The 13,380-nt window shown below is 67.5% G+C and carries 12 protein-coding genes; 7 read left to right on the forward strand and 5 right to left on the reverse strand.

Translation table 11 applies throughout. From position 1 onward, the window contains the following. Window positions 1-14: 14 nt before the first annotated feature. The 3 genes from GV792_RS05655 to GV792_RS05665 are packed head-to-tail and all read left to right on the forward strand — an operon-like array spanning window position 15 to window position 4,599. The gene (locus GV792_RS05655) at window positions 15-1,226 is read left to right on the forward strand and encodes an HpcH/HpaI aldolase/citrate lyase family protein (protein ID WP_175582921.1); all 1,212 of its coding nucleotides are present in this window, start codon (window positions 15-17) and stop codon (window positions 1,224-1,226) included. Then, window positions 1,223-3,766: a phosphoribosyltransferase gene (locus GV792_RS05660; protein ID WP_163822548.1), complete on the forward strand. Its 2,544-nt coding sequence runs from the start codon at window positions 1,223-1,225 to the stop codon at window positions 3,764-3,766. The genes GV792_RS05655 and GV792_RS05660 overlap by 4 nt, the downstream gene beginning before the upstream one ends. 47 nt (window positions 3,767-3,813) lie before the next feature. Continuing rightward, complete coding sequence (locus tag GV792_RS05665) at window positions 3,814-4,599, forward strand: HAD family hydrolase (protein ID WP_163822712.1); 786 nt, start codon at window positions 3,814-3,816, stop codon at window positions 4,597-4,599. Window positions 4,600-4,638: 39 nt separating this feature from the next. Here the strand turns inward: GV792_RS05665 and GV792_RS05670 are convergent, their stop codons facing one another. Continuing rightward, on the reverse strand, window positions 4,639-5,001 hold the full coding sequence (locus tag GV792_RS05670; RefSeq protein WP_163822549.1) for a MerR family transcriptional regulator: 363 nt from the start codon (window positions 4,999-5,001) through the stop codon (window positions 4,639-4,641). 60 nt (window positions 5,002-5,061) lie between these two features. Between GV792_RS05670 and GV792_RS05675 the strand changes: the two genes are divergently transcribed. Then, window positions 5,062-6,162, forward strand: coding sequence for an alkene reductase (locus GV792_RS05675; RefSeq protein ID WP_163822550.1), 1,101 nt, complete (start codon window positions 5,062-5,064; stop codon window positions 6,160-6,162). Here the strand turns inward: GV792_RS05675 and GV792_RS05680 are convergent. Further along, entirely contained in the window at window positions 6,159-7,199 is a 1,041-nt protein-coding gene (locus GV792_RS05680) for a helix-turn-helix transcriptional regulator (protein WP_163822713.1), read from the reverse strand. The two genes, GV792_RS05675 and GV792_RS05680, sit on opposite strands and share 4 nt — an antisense overlap. Before the next feature lie 99 nt (window positions 7,200-7,298). On the opposite strand from GV792_RS05680, the gene GV792_RS05685 reads away from it, so the two are divergent. Further along, the gene (locus GV792_RS05685) at window positions 7,299-7,877 is read left to right on the forward strand and encodes a DinB family protein (RefSeq protein ID WP_163822551.1); all 579 of its coding nucleotides are present in this window, start codon (window positions 7,299-7,301) and stop codon (window positions 7,875-7,877) included. 186 nt (window positions 7,878-8,063) lie between these two features. Here the strand turns inward: GV792_RS05685 and GV792_RS05690 are convergent, their stop codons facing one another. Genes GV792_RS05690 through GV792_RS05700 form a run of 3 tightly spaced genes read right to left on the reverse strand, consistent with a single transcriptional unit; the run spans window position 8,064 to window position 10,158 of the window. After that, window positions 8,064-8,825: an AIM24 family protein gene (locus GV792_RS05690; RefSeq protein ID WP_163822552.1), complete on the reverse strand. Its 762-nt coding sequence runs from the start codon at window positions 8,823-8,825 to the stop codon at window positions 8,064-8,066. Between the two features lie 2 nt (window positions 8,826-8,827). After that, window positions 8,828-9,529, reverse strand: a complete 702-nt coding sequence (locus GV792_RS05695) for an AIM24 family protein (protein WP_163822553.1) — start codon at window positions 9,527-9,529, stop codon at window positions 8,828-8,830. Between the two features lie 5 nt (window positions 9,530-9,534). Beyond that, window positions 9,535-10,158 (reverse strand): AIM24 family protein, encoded by a 624-nt coding sequence (locus tag GV792_RS05700; protein ID WP_163822554.1) that lies wholly within the window; start codon window positions 10,156-10,158, stop codon window positions 9,535-9,537. Between the two features lie 261 nt (window positions 10,159-10,419). Here GV792_RS05700 and GV792_RS05705 point away from each other — a divergent pair, with 261 nt between their 5' ends. Further along, entirely contained in the window at window positions 10,420-11,784 is a 1,365-nt protein-coding gene (locus tag GV792_RS05705) for a TerD family protein (protein ID WP_163822555.1), read from the forward strand. Between the two features lie 23 nt (window positions 11,785-11,807). After that, entirely contained in the window at window positions 11,808-13,352 is a 1,545-nt protein-coding gene (locus GV792_RS05710) for a TerD family protein (protein ID WP_163822556.1), read from the forward strand. Window positions 13,353-13,380: the final 28 nt, after the last annotated feature.

Raw genomic sequence — 13,380 nt, forward strand, 5'->3', positions numbered from 1 at the left:
GGGGTGGGGAGACGATGACCGCAGGCATCGCCGTCAAGCAGGAAGTTTCCCTGCGGAAGCGGGTATTGCTGCGCCATTTTCGGCAGTTGGAGGGGCCCGATGCGAGAACGCTGTTCTATCGCCAGCCCGAGCCCATCGGCGGTCAGACCGACCGTGAACTCCTGGCCATCGCCCTCGGTGCCACCCTGTACGCGCCCGCGACCAGGGCCGATCTGACCGCCACGATCGCCAAACGCGCCGCCCGCGGCGTGTGCTCGATGGTCATCGACCTCGAAGACGCCGTCGCCGACCATGAGGTGGAATCGGCCAAGGCGCAGGCGGTGCGCACCCTCGATGAGCTCGCGGCGGGCCTCGAACCCAACCCGATGCTGTTCGTACGGGTGCGTGACGCCGACACCATCGTCGAGCTCGCCGAGCAGCTCGGGCCGGGTGCCGAGGTGCTGACCGGTTTCGTCTTCCCGAAATTCGATTCCGCGTCCGGTTCGAAATACCTTGCCGCGCTGGAGCACGCGCGGGCGCTGCTCGACCGGCCGCTGTACGGCATGCCGGTGCTGGAATCGCCGGCGCTGGTGCATCGGCAGACGCGCGATGCGGAGCTCACCGAGATCGCGGCGCTGCTGGCCGAACACCGTGATCAGGTGCTGGCCGTGCGGGTCGGCGCGACCGATATGTGCTCGACCTTCGGCATCCGGCGCGACCGCGATCTGACCATCTACGACGTCCGGGTCGTCGCCGACGTGATCGCCGATATCGTCAACTATCTCGGTCGTGCCGACGGCACCGGTTTCGTGATCACCGGCCCGGTCTGGGAATACTTCGCCGACCACGAACGGATGTTCCGGCCGCTGTTGCGCACGGCGCCGTTCGAGGAGTCCGATGCGGTGCCGTTCCGGCGATACCTGGTGAGCCGGGACCTCGACGGCCTGCTGCGGGAGATCACCCTCGACCGCGCCAACGGCATCCAGGGCAAGACGGTGATCCATCCCTCGCATGTGGCGGCCGTACACGCGTTGTCGGTGGTGACTCATGAGGAGTACGCCGATGCCCTCGACATCCTGCAGGCCGACGTGGGTGGGGTCGCGGCGTCGGAATACCGGAACAAGATGAACGAGATGCGTCCGCATCGCAGTTGGGCGCGGCAGACGTTGCTGCGCGCGAGAGTGTTCGGAGTGGCCAACAAGGGAGTGTCGTTCGTGGATCTGTTGTCGGCGTTGGTCACGGTATGAGCGAGCAGTTCTCGGACGCAGCGGGCGGCCGTGCCGGTGACCACTTGGATGCGGCGTGGGCCACACGGCATCTCGGGATCGAGCTGCACCACAACTCGTCCTATCGGCACGGGGCCGAGCTCGGTGTCCTGCCCGCGGAGCTGTCGATCGAATCGCTGATCCAGCCCGGTCTGCGGCGTAATCCGCGCCGTGCTCATCTGCTGGTCTCCACCGTGCTCGGCAAGCATCTGCCGACCGATCCACGGGTCGTGCTCGACGCGGGAAACCGGTTGGGCGATCTGGTGCGCGGCACGCTGGGGGATCGCGAGGCGGTGGTGCTCGGGTTCGCCGAGACCGCGACCGGACTCGGTCATTGTGTGGCCGCCCGCATCGGCGCCACTTGCTATCTGCATTCGACGCGGCGTGAGGTGCCGCTCGCGGACACCCTCACCGGATTCGAGGAGGGCCATTCGCACGCCACCTCGCATCTGCTGCAGCCCGCACCCGCCGACATCTTCGTCAACGATCTGCCGCTGGTGCTGGTGGATGACGAGATCTCCACCGGTGACACCGCTATGGACGCCGTCCGCGCACTGCACGCGTTCGCACCGAGATCGCACTATGTGCTGGCTTCCCTGGTGGATATGCGCACCGAATCCGATCGCGCCAGGTTCGAGGCGGCGGCACAGGAGCTCGGCGCCCGGATCGACACGGTGTGTCTGGCGTCCGGGCGGACGATGCTGCCCGAAGGTCTTATCGATGCCGTCGCGAGTCTGCCCGATCCGCAGCTCAATCCGGTAGCACCGCAGCGCGGTTCGTTCCGGCGTTGCGAATTGCCGTGGCCCGCGAATGTTCCCGAGGGCGGGCGGCACGGGATTCTCAACTCCGATACCGCGGCGTTCGAAGGGGCGGTCGAGGCGGCGGCCGAGTCGCTGCGTGCGCGCTTGGCGGCCGAGTTCGCGGATCGTCCGGTGATCGTGCTCGGACATGAGGAACTGATGTATCTGCCCCTGCGGCTGGCTGTCGCGCTGGCCGATTCGGGCGTTCCGACCAGGTACCAGACCACGACCCGTTCCCCGGCGTATGTGCTGGACGAGCCGGGCTACCCGCTGCGCCGCGGATTCCGGTTCACTGCACCGGAAACCGGCCAGGAGCAGCCGCGCTACCTGTACAACGCGCATTGGGCGGAGGATTTCATCGCCGAACTCGATGCGTGGACCGGCGATGTCGCCGACGTCGACGCGGTGCGCGGGGAACCAGTGTTGGTGGCTGTGATCGACGCGCCTGCCGATACCGATGAGCTGATCGCCGCGAGTGGTCTCGTCGATGTGCTCACCGCGTCCGGGGCGGATGTGTTGGTCGCAGTGCTGCCCGGTGCTGACCCACGTCTGTTGCACGCGGGGCGGGCGGATGCGGTCGCCGATGGTCCGGCGGATGCCCGGCCGTTGTACGGGCCCGGCTTCGGCTCGTACGCCCGCGAGGACGTCGCCTGGCTGCTGAAGGACCTCTCGGACGTCGATCTCGAGGCCGATGTCGCCGAGCGTGAACGGCGGATCCAGGCGGGCGTAGCGCATTACGCGGAGTCGCTGCCGATCGAATATCAACCGGACGCACAGTATCGGGAGCTGTTCGATCAGGTCCTGGCCGACAGCGCGGAGCGGCTCGCGCTCGCGGTCGGGGCAGTAGCGGAACTGGTCGTCGCGGAGCGCGGGACGGATATCGTGCTGGTGTCGCTGGCCCGCGCGGGTACGCCGGTCGGGATTCTGATGCGGCGGTGGTTGCTCGAAGGGCGGGGTCCGGGCGCGCAGAGCCTCGATATTCCGCACTACGCGGTGTCCATCGTCCGCGATCGCGGCATCGACGCTGCCGCGTTGGATTACCTCGCGCGCCACCATGATCCGGCGTCGGTGGTCTTCGTGGACGGCTGGACGGGTAAGGGCGCGATCACGCGCGAGCTGTCCGAAGCATTGGTGGCCTATCACGCGGCGGGGGGCCCACAGTTCAACGACGACTTGGCCGTACTCGCCGACCCGGGCCATTGCGTGCGCACCTACGGCACCCGCGACGATTTCCTCATCGCCTCGGCCTGCCTGAATTCGACGGTGTCCGGGCTCATCTCGCGCACCGTCCTCAATGACGAGTTGATCGGTCCCGGCGATTTCCACGGCGCCAAGTTCTACCGTGAACTGGCCGCCGATGACGTCTCCGGACGCCTCATCGACACGGTGACCAGCGCTTTCGATGCCGTCCGCGACCGGGTGCCCGACGCCGTGGCTGCTATCCGCGCGGGCGACCGCACCCCGACCTGGGCCGGTTGGTCCTCGGTGGAGCAGGTGCGGACCGAATACGGGGTGTCGAGTGTGAATTTCGTGAAGCCCGGTGTCGGCGAGACCACCCGGGTGTTGTTGCGCCGGATGCCGTGGCGTGTGCTGGTGCGCGCGCCCGACGCTCCCGAGCACGCCCACATCCGTTTGCTCGCCGCGGCCCGCGGTGTACCGGTCGAGGTCGTCGAGGACCTGGCCTATTCGTGTATGGGACTGATCAAGGATGTGCAGCAGTGATACCGCCTCGAAGACAGGTACTGGTCGCCACCGACCTGGACCGGACCATGATCTATTCCCGCAACGCGTTCAGCGCCGACGATGACCTCGCCACCGTCTGCGTCGAGCACCTGGAGGGCGCGCCGCTGTCGTATATGACGACCACCGCGGCTTCCCGGATGCGCACTCTCACCCAGCCCGCGGCGGTGGTCCCCACCACCACCCGGACCATCAAGCAGTTCGGGCGCATCCAATTGCCCGGCGCCCCCTGGCGATACGCCATCACCAGCAATGGCGGGAACATCCTCGTCGACGGCATCCCCGATATGCGCTGGCGCATCGATATCGACGCCGAGGTCCGGGCCGGTGGCACCACCCTTTCGGCGATCAGCGCGGAACTGCGTTCCCGCATCGACGAGAGCTGGGCCCCGAAATTCCGGATCGCCGACCACCTCTTCTGCTACCTGGTCGTCAAACAGAAGGCCGTTCCCGACGGCTTCCTCGCCGAATGGGACGCCTGGTGCCGCCCTCGCGGCTGGTCCGCCTCCCAGCAGGGCCGCAAGATCTACACCATGCCGCTGGCAGTGTGTAAGAGCCGAGCCGTCGGCGAGGTCCGCCGCCGCCTCATCGAATCCGGCGAACTCGCCGATACCGCACTCACTCTCGCCGCGGGCGACGGCGCATTGGATGCGGAGATGCTGCGCTCCGCCGATTCGGCCATCCGCCCCCGCCACGGCGAACTGGAACTCCTCAACTGGACCCATCCGAACCTCACCGTCACCGAGGCGTCGGGGATCATGGCGGGGGAGGAGATCCTGGATTGGTTCATCGAGGCTGCGCCGGCGGCGGCGTGAGGGAAGTCAACCGGCGGGCCGATGCGGCGGACGGGCTGATCAGATCTGCCCGTCCGCCGCGCGAATAACCCCGTCGAGCACGTCTCTGGTGCGGTGCAGGTCCCTGATCGCGGCATCGATGCGGTCGCGTTCCGCAGTGAGGGTCTCCGCGAGGAACGGGGTGGCGGTGGCGTTGGGACTGCCGTCGGCGTCGTGGATGCAGGGGAGTAGTGCGGCCATGGTGCGGCTGTGCAGTCCGGCGGCGAACAACTCCTGGATGCGGATGACCCGGTCTACGGCGGTGTCGCGGTAGTCGCGTTGGCCGCCGCCGGTGCGGGTCGAGGTGAGTAGACCCTGGGTCTCGTAGTAGCGCAGTGACCGGACGCTGACTCCGGTCCGTTCTGCCAGTTCACCGATGCGCATCACGGCACCTCCGGGTTCGGGCTTGCACCTCACATTGATGTCAGGTCCTACGGTACGCTCATGTTGCTTCTCACCGATTACCGCGACCAGAACCTCGACCTGCCGAACCGGGTGGTGATGTCGCCGATGACCCGCCTTCGCTCGATGCCGGACGGTTCGCCGACACCGGATGTCGTCGACTACTACGCCCAGCGCGCGAGCGCGGGACTCATTGTCACCGAGGGCATCTGGCCGCATTCCAGCGGTCAGAGCGAGGCATGGGTACCCGGTCTGCAAACCGATGCGCAGGTGGCAGCCTGGCAGCGGGTCACCGACGCGGTGCACCAGGCGGGCGGACGGATCTTCGCTCAGCTCATGCACGGTGGACGTCTGGGCCATCCGCTGGGCCGCATCGCTGGAACGCTACCGGCCGGGCCGTCGGCCGTGGCCGAGGATGACCACGTGCATCTGCTCGATGGCTCCAAGGCCGAGCCTGTCGTCCCCGCGGTGATGACGCTCGCCGATATCGCTGCCGCCGTCGAGCACTACGGGGCCGCGGCCGCAAACGCGATCGACGCGGGCTTCGACGGTGTCGAAATCCATGCCGCCAACGGCTACCTCGTGCACCAATTCCTGGCCGACAACACCAACTTCCGTAACGACGAATACGGTGGGTCCATCGCCAATCGCATGCGCTTCGCCCTCGAGGTGACCGATGCCGTCAGCGCGGCCGTTGGCGCCCACCGGACCGCGATCAGGCTCTCACCCGGCAACCCGCACAATGGGATGGTCGAGGCCGACCCCGCGCCGCAATACCGCCCCCTTGTCACCGAACTCGACCGCCGCGGCCTGGCCTACCTGCACCTCATCGACAACGACGACTACCCGGCCCTGACCGACCTTCGACCGCTCTGGCACGGCACCATGATCGCCAACGTCGGCGAGAACCGTGAGCCGACCGCCGCGTCGGCGGCTGAACGTGCCCTGACCGAAACCGGTGTCGACTTGGTCTCTTTCGGCCGCGCTTTCATCGCCAACCCCGACCTCGTCGACCGCATCGCCCGCGACCTGCCGCTCGCCCCGATCCGCGAATCCCATCTCTACGGCCGCACGGCCGAGGGGTACTCCGACTACCCGCGTTGGGCGGAAGCCACCGGGAGTCGTGGCGAGACCGCGGCCTAGATGACCGGTGGTGCCGACGTCAGCGAAGCTGTCGGCACCGCCGGGAGGTATCCGACGGTCCCGGCGCCCGACCCCGCGGCGGCATAACGGCGGGCCAGACGTGCGAACGCCTCGGCCAGTTCGGCCGGTCCGACAACCTCGATATCGGCGTCGAAATTGCCGATGACGGCCGCCAGTCCCACCCACGACCAGGATCCGAGGGTGAGTTTGCAGCGGTTCGGGCCGAGTTCTTCGACGATCCAGTCCTGGTAGTTGTGACGCAGAACCCGGGTGGCGGGCAGGTCGAGGATCACCTCTCCTCGGCAGGGCCATTCGCCCGAGGCGGAGCCGCGAAATCGGGTGGCCAGGAAGGCTGATACCGACCCTCCGGGCAGTTCACGTGGTGTGAAGCGAGGGCCGGTCGGGATGCGCGGGGTGATTCGATCGACGCGGAAGGTGCGCCAGTCGGTCCGGTCCAGGTCCCAGGCGACGAGGTACCAGCGGCCGGCTCGGGTGACGAGGTGATGGGGCTCGACTGTGCGCGGCAGGGGTGCGACAGCTGTCGCGGTGGCGGACGCGTAGTCGAAACGCAGGACCTCACGGGCATGAACTGCGACGCCGAGCGCCGTCAGCACCTCGGTGTCGACCTGACTCTCCGCGTGGTTCGGCCGCGCGTCGACGGCGGCGATGCGCAGGGTGTCGATCCGGTGGCGTAGCCGTGCCGGCATGACCTGGCGGAGCGTGTTCAGTGCCTGTGCCGCGGCGTCCTCGATGCCGACGCCCGAGGTGGTGGCCAACCCGAGCCCGATGGTGAGTGCTATCGCCTGCTCGTCATCGAACAGCAGTGGCGGAAGATCTGTGCCCGCCTCCAACCGGTATCCGCCATCCGGCCCTTTGGTGGTCGCGATGGGATAGCCCAGCTCACGCAACCGATCGACATCGCGGCGCACGGTGCGCGCACTGACCTCCAGCCGCTCGGCCAGCACGGCGCCCGGCCAGTCCCGGCGCACCTGAAGTAGTGACAGCAGGGCGAGCAGTCGCGCGGAGGTCTTCGGCATGTTTTCCAGTTTGCCCGCAGTAGCGGACACATCCTGTCCGCTACTGGTGCGATTGTTGGTCACGTACCGAAAGCACACCGACCGGAAGGGCCGATAGCCATGACCGCTACCCCGACCTCGCCCACCACGCTCGACGCCGAACGATCGGACCTGTTGGACGCGCTCGCCGCCGCGCGTTCTGCCCTGATCCAGACCGTGCGCGGCCTCACCGACGAACAGGCCGGCCTGCACCCGACGGCCAGCGAACTGTGCCTCGGCGGCCTGATCAAGCACGTCGCTTCGATGGAAGAGGCGTGGATACGTTTCGTGGTCGACGGCCCCTCGGCTATGCGCTATGACCTGCCCGAAGGCGTCACCTGGGCCGATATCGCGGGCGGCACGGCACGCGAGTTCCCGCAGTGGATGACCGACCACGCCGCCGAATTCCAGATGCAGCCCGCCGACAACCTGACCGAGATCCTCGCCCGCTACGAGCGCATCGCAGCCCGCACCGAAGAAATCATCACCGCCATCCCCGACCTGTCGGCGAAACACCCACTGCCGGAAGCGCCCTGGCACGAGCCGGGAGCCGCACGCAGCGTACGCGGAGTCCTGGCCCACCTCATCGCCGAAATCGCCCAGCACGCGGGGCACGCCGACATCCTGCGGGAGACCCTCGACGGGGAAACATTCTCGTGAGGGCCAACTCATGTAAGTCGATCGACGATCCCCGGATGCCCGACCTCAGCTTTGGTTGGGCGACGACCGAATCACCACGGCCGTCCGCCGTGTCCTCGGCCAGGAGGCATTCGCGTCCGCCTTCGCCGCCGGATACGACGACCGAGATCTGTTCGCCCGCCAGACCTCGTGAAACCCTGCGCCAGCTCAGTACTGCTGCTGCCCCGCCAGCTGCTGAGCGACCACACCTTGGATCCGTTGCAGCCCAGGCACGGTCATCCCGCTCTGCAACTGGCCCTCGATCGTGCGGACCAATGCCGAATCGCTCATCACCTTCTCGCTCGACTGAATCAGCACGGTTCCAGCGCCGGTGAAGTCGAACTGGCGTTCCTCGCCGGAGTTGACGCCGAACCGGGCGGCGCCCGCGGCGAGGAAGCTCGAGACCCAGCGTTGGTCGTAGTGGTGGCTGGGGGAGGGGCAATCGGCCCAGCCGACAAGAGATTCCGGGTCGACTCGCAGCGGCGGTTCGGCGAACATGACCGGGCCGTTGGAGGAGGCGAGGAATTTGCCGGTGCCGATGAGGGTGAGGAAGCCGGGCACGATGGACTGGTTCAAGGCCAGCCCCGGCTCGAAGGCGAGCAGGTTGGCGGCCCGGATGGTGAGGTTGCCGTCGTCGAGATCGTAGGAATTGATGTCGTAGCCGCGGTCACCGATGATCAGAGTGCCCTGGCCCTCGGCCACGACATAGTCGCTGGTGAACAGTGGTGCGGAGAACTGCTGCGACACCATGTGCATCAGCGAGCCCTGGAGTCCGTGGGTGAGCAGCTGGAACTGGATCTGCCCGTAGTAGGCGATCATCGCGCCCTTGCGCATGAACCACGGCTTGTTCAGGTCGATGCAGTAGGCGTAGCTGTTGTCAGGGATGTTGTCGCTCTCACCGAGATTCATCGGGTTCAGGATCTGGCTCATAGTCACAATTTCTCTTCGGAGGCCTGGACGTAGACGACACCCTGTCCTACGCAATGCAATTGCATGGCTTCGCCGGAACCTCGACCGACGGCGTCGCGCCAGCTCAGCGCGGATTTCAGCTCGGTCTGCACATTGCCGTAGGCGGCGACGAACGCCTGCGGATCCACCACGATCGGATTCGGGCCACCGACCGGCAGCTCCAGGAAACCGCCGTGCGCGAGTAGTACCGCACTGCCCTGACCGGACAGCTGGGTGGTGAACATGCCCTGCCCGGTCATCGCGCCGGAGGCGGCACCGCGCAGCGCGCCCATCAGACCGCCGCCCCCGCCCCCACTACCGCCACCGGAGCTCATCACCGACACCACCGAACTCTGTAGTCCTGCCGTATGGGCAAGCAGGCGTGAGGCTTCCACCCGCAGCGTCGCGCCGGGCTGCATCTGCACCACCTGGACTTCGAGCCCGGCGAATCCGTAGTGCACCTCGCCGTTGCCCTGGGCCAGCATGGTGCTTTCGTGCTCGCCCTGCATCATCCGGCCGGCGATCCGCATGATCCCGCCACCGCCCATGCCCTGGCCGCCGGGAATCTGATGCGGCGCAAAGGAGACGTCGCCGGTGTAGAACAGCATCGCCCCGGCGCGGGCGGCCACACCGCCCGCCATACCGACGTTGACCCTGACGACCTTGCCGTTGACCTTCTCGAACATCGTCCCTACCGTTCCGCGGGCTGGATCGCTACGACGCCCTGGCCATCCCAGCGCAGCGAGAATGCCTCGCCCGCATCCTGTCCGACGACGGTGCGCCAGGAGACGTCGGTGACGAACGACTGATTGAGATTGCCGCGCGCGGCGACGAACGCGTCCGGGTCGACCACCAGCGGGAACTGCGGCGTCACTTCCAGATGGATGAGCGGCCCGCCCGCCGACAGCAACGCGACCTGGCCTTGACCGCTCACCGTTGTGGTGAACAGGCCTTGACCGCTGGAGGCCCCGCGCAGCCCGGCGAAGCGGACGTCGGTGCGCAGGTTGCCGCAGAAGGCCAGTAGCTGTTGCGATTCCACTTGGAGCGTCTCGTTGTTCAGGTTGATGACCGAGACGTGCTGGCCGTTGACCGCGAAGAACACCCGGCCGTGGCCGCCACATTCCATCAGCGAGAGCTTCTCGCCGGTTGCCCGTCGCTTGAGCCCGGCGACCACGCCGTCACCGCCGCCGAATCCGGCGGACTTGAACTGGACGTTTCCTTCGTAGGCGATCATCGACCCGGAGATCGCGCGCAGGCTGGTGCCCGCGAGATGAGCTTCGATCACCTTCTTCGACTGTTCGAACAGTTGCGCCATGGGGAGTTTGCCTGTCGTGTGGATGAGGGAACACGGGCAATCCCCCCATGCTCCGAAAGCGTCGCCGCCACCCTAATCGACGTCGGCGACCGATGTAGACGTGAGTCTGGAGCCGGTGGCTGTCCACTCCCGTCGTGCTGTGCGCCACGGAGGGGCGAGTCTTACGAGCCCCGCGAACACGTGGCGCCGCAGGCGACACAAATTAGACAGAGCTTTCTCGTAGAGTGGCTTCCGTACGCACCGACAAGCGAAGGGTCGAACTTGTCCGCAACACTCGCCAAGGGCCAGAACGGTCCGCTGCCCGGCAACGACGTGGTGGTTTCCATTCAGTTGACTGCGCAGGCCGATTTGTCCGCGCTCCTGGTCACCGAACAGGGCAAGGTGCGTTCCGACGCAGACTTCGTGTTCTTCAACCAGCCGAGCGGGCCGGGGGTGAATCTGCAGCCGGGCCCGGCCGGTCAGCCCGCCTCGCTGGCGGTGTCGTTGAACGCGGTGCCCGCCGACATCGATCAGATCCGCGCCGTCATCACCCTCGACGACGCGACCAGCAACTTCGGGCGGTTCCCGGCCCCGACGGCCGTCGTATCGGATTCGTCGGGTAACCAGCTGTTCGAGTACCGCATCGACGGCCTCGATACCGAGTCGATCGTCATCGCGCTCGAGCTCTACCGGCGTCAGGGCGCGTGGAAGGTACGTGCGGTCGGACAGGGTTACGCCGGTGGGTTCGCGGCCCTGGTCACCGACCACGGCGTGACCGTCGACGACTCGCCCCCTCCTGCTCCTGCGCCGCAGCCTGCTCCGGTCCCGCCGCAGCCTGCTCCGGTCCCGCCGCAGGCGCAGCCCGCGTACCCGACGCAGCCGCCGCCGCACGCCGCACCACCGCAGGGCGGCTACCCCGCGCCCCCGCCGGCCACCGCGCCCTACCCGGCCCAGGGTGGCGGGTATCCGCCGCCGCCGGGACCGGGTGCCGGCTATCCGCCGCCCGGCGCGCCGGTGCCACCTCCGCCGCCGCAGCAGCAGGGCGAGGTCAGCCTGAGCAAGGACCGGCCGGTCAGTCTGCAGAAGGGGCAGCGGGTCACGCTGCGCAAGGAGGGCGGCACCGCGCTCACCTTCGTCAAAATGGGTCTTGGCTGGGATCCGGTGCGTAGCCGCGGCATGTTCGGCAACCGCACCGTCGATATCGACCTGGACGCGTCGGTGGTCATGTTCGCCGATATGAATCCCGCGGACGTCGCCTACTACGGGCAGCTGAGCTCCAAGGACGGCTCGGTCCGTCACCAGGGTGACAACCTGACCGGTGAGGGTGAGGGCGACGACGAGATGATCCTGGTGGATCTGACCCGGATCCCCGCGCACATCAGCACGCTGTTCTTCATCGTCACCTCCTACAAGGGGCACACCTTCGAACAGGTGCAGAACGCCTTCTGCCGCCTGATCGACGGCGGCAACAATGCCGAGCTGGCCCGCTACACCCTCGCGGGTGGTATGCCGTTCACCGCGATGGCGATGGCGAAGGTGTACCGCGTCGGCGGTGACTGGAAGATGCAGGCGCTCGGAGAGGGCTTCCACGCCAAGCATCCCGGCGAGGCGGTGCCACAGCTCGGCCGTTTCATTTCGGCCAACTGAGGGAACCGACGGGGGTTGTGGACGTGAGGCAACTGACGGCAGGGCAGAACGTACCCCTGACCGCGGAGGTGGTGCGGTTCGGTGTGCATGCCGATGCCGCACTGGACATCTCGGCGTTGGTGGTGGCCGATGACCTGCGGGTCTCGGCCGCCGACGATGTCGTCACCGGTACGAGGACCGCGACGACGGGCGTGCAGCTCGGCGAGGACGGGATCACCGTTACCCTCGCCGAGGTCCGGGCAGACGCGCAGGCGGTGCTGCTGGTGGCGAGCACGGCCGGGCAGCCGGTCGAACTCGGCAAAGTGGTCGCCGAACTATCCGAGAGTGGTACGGCCACAGTCGAGTTCGCCATCGCACCTGCCGCTGGTGAGCGCGCGCTGATCTGTCTGGAGGTGTACCGGCGTCAGGGCGCGTGGAAGGTGCGTGCGGTCGGGCAGGGTTATGCTGGCGGACTCGCCGAACTGTTGCAGGCGCATGGCGCAGCAGGATTCGTTCCCGCTGCCGCGGCTTCCGCTGCCCCGCACGCGGATCCGTACGCCATGGCACCGCCCACACCGGGCGGCAACCCGCTCGAGGTCGGCCACGGTCTGGAACGGCTGTGGATGATCTTCGAGGACGCCGCGCGGTCGGCCGCGGCGCTGATCTCGGCACGGGATTACGCCGCCAAACGCCTCGATCAGGAACTGTCCGAAGCGGTGTCCGACCCGGCAACAAGGAACACCCCGGCCGCGGAAACCGCACGGGTGAACGCGCAGCGTCGCCACGACGAGCTCAACGCCACCGCCGAAGCCAACCACGGCCGCGATAGCGAGCAGTTGGTGCGTGAACTCGCCGAGGCCGACCAGGCGTTGCCGCGCTCGCTGGCTTCCTGGGAATCACCGGCCTGGGATCGTGCGCCCGTGACGTCGGACGGGATCCGGCTCGGCGAGCTGTACGCCATCGACCGTGGCGCGCTGCGGATTCCGTACTGTGTGCCGGTCCCGCTGAATCGTCCGCTGTGGATCGATACCGAATCCTCGTCGGCGGTCGCGCCGGTCGTCGGTGCGCTGCTGGCCCGTCTCGTGGCCGCCGCACCGCAACGCAGAACCGTCGTCGATGTCATCGACCTGACCGGCGCCTTCACCGGCCTCACCGATCTGTTGGCTCCGGTACTCGGCGGTCCGCCGATCACCGACCACACCGAGATCTCGGCCCGGCTGAAAACTCTGGCCGACGCCGCCGAACTCGCCGAAATGGCCTACAACAGCGGTGCGGGTACTCCGCCGGCTGAACACCGGGTCCTGGTGGCGGCGGATTTCCCGCACGGCTATCAGGCCACCGATGTCCAGCGCCTCGGCTCGCTGCTCACGCGCGGTGATCTGATCGGGCTGTCCACGGTGATCGTCGGCGGCAATGAGTCCGATGCCGAGGACGCGATGGTCGCGGCTCTGTCGCAGGCGTGCCGTCATCTGCCGACGGTAGCGGGAACCCCGCTGTTCGATCCGTGGACCGGCAGCGCATGGGAGCTCGATCTCGATCTGCTGCCGCAGGAACCGGAGCGACAGGCACGCATCCTGCGGGCCCACTGACGCCGCGCGGCCGAGCCGGTGCGTACTC

Origin of the sequence: Nocardia cyriacigeorgica, assembly GCF_010868145.1 — a bacterium.
GTDB classification, from domain to species: domain Bacteria; phylum Actinomycetota; class Actinomycetes; order Mycobacteriales; family Mycobacteriaceae; genus Nocardia; species Nocardia cyriacigeorgica_D.

Bases quoted from the DNA above. Each gene is read 5' to 3' on its own strand.
- GV792_RS05695 (WP_163822553.1), bottom strand. From the start codon at position 9,529: ATGTTCGAGAAGGTCAACGGCAAGGTCGTCAGGGTCAACGTCGGTATG.
- GV792_RS05675 (WP_163822550.1), top strand. From the start codon at position 5,062: ATGTTGCTTCTCACCGATTACCGCGACCAGAACCTCGACCTGCCGAAC.
- GV792_RS05660 (WP_163822548.1), top strand. From the start codon at position 1,223: ATGAGCGAGCAGTTCTCGGACGCAGCGGGCGGCCGTGCCGGTGACCAC.
- GV792_RS05680 (WP_163822713.1), bottom strand. From the start codon at position 7,199: ATGCCGAAGACCTCCGCGCGACTGCTCGCCCTGCTGTCACTACTTCAG.
- GV792_RS05690 (WP_163822552.1), bottom strand. From the start codon at position 8,825: ATGAGCCAGATCCTGAACCCGATGAATCTCGGTGAGAGCGACAACATC.
- GV792_RS05700 (WP_163822554.1), bottom strand. From the start codon at position 10,158: ATGGCGCAACTGTTCGAACAGTCGAAGAAGGTGATCGAAGCTCATCTC.
- GV792_RS05670 (WP_163822549.1), bottom strand. From the start codon at position 5,001: ATGCGCATCGGTGAACTGGCAGAACGGACCGGAGTCAGCGTCCGGTCA.
- GV792_RS05665 (WP_163822712.1), top strand. From the start codon at position 3,814: ATGATCTATTCCCGCAACGCGTTCAGCGCCGACGATGACCTCGCCACC.
- GV792_RS05655 (WP_175582921.1), top strand. From the start codon at position 15: ATGACCGCAGGCATCGCCGTCAAGCAGGAAGTTTCCCTGCGGAAGCGG.
- GV792_RS05685 (WP_163822551.1), top strand. From the start codon at position 7,299: ATGACCGCTACCCCGACCTCGCCCACCACGCTCGACGCCGAACGATCG.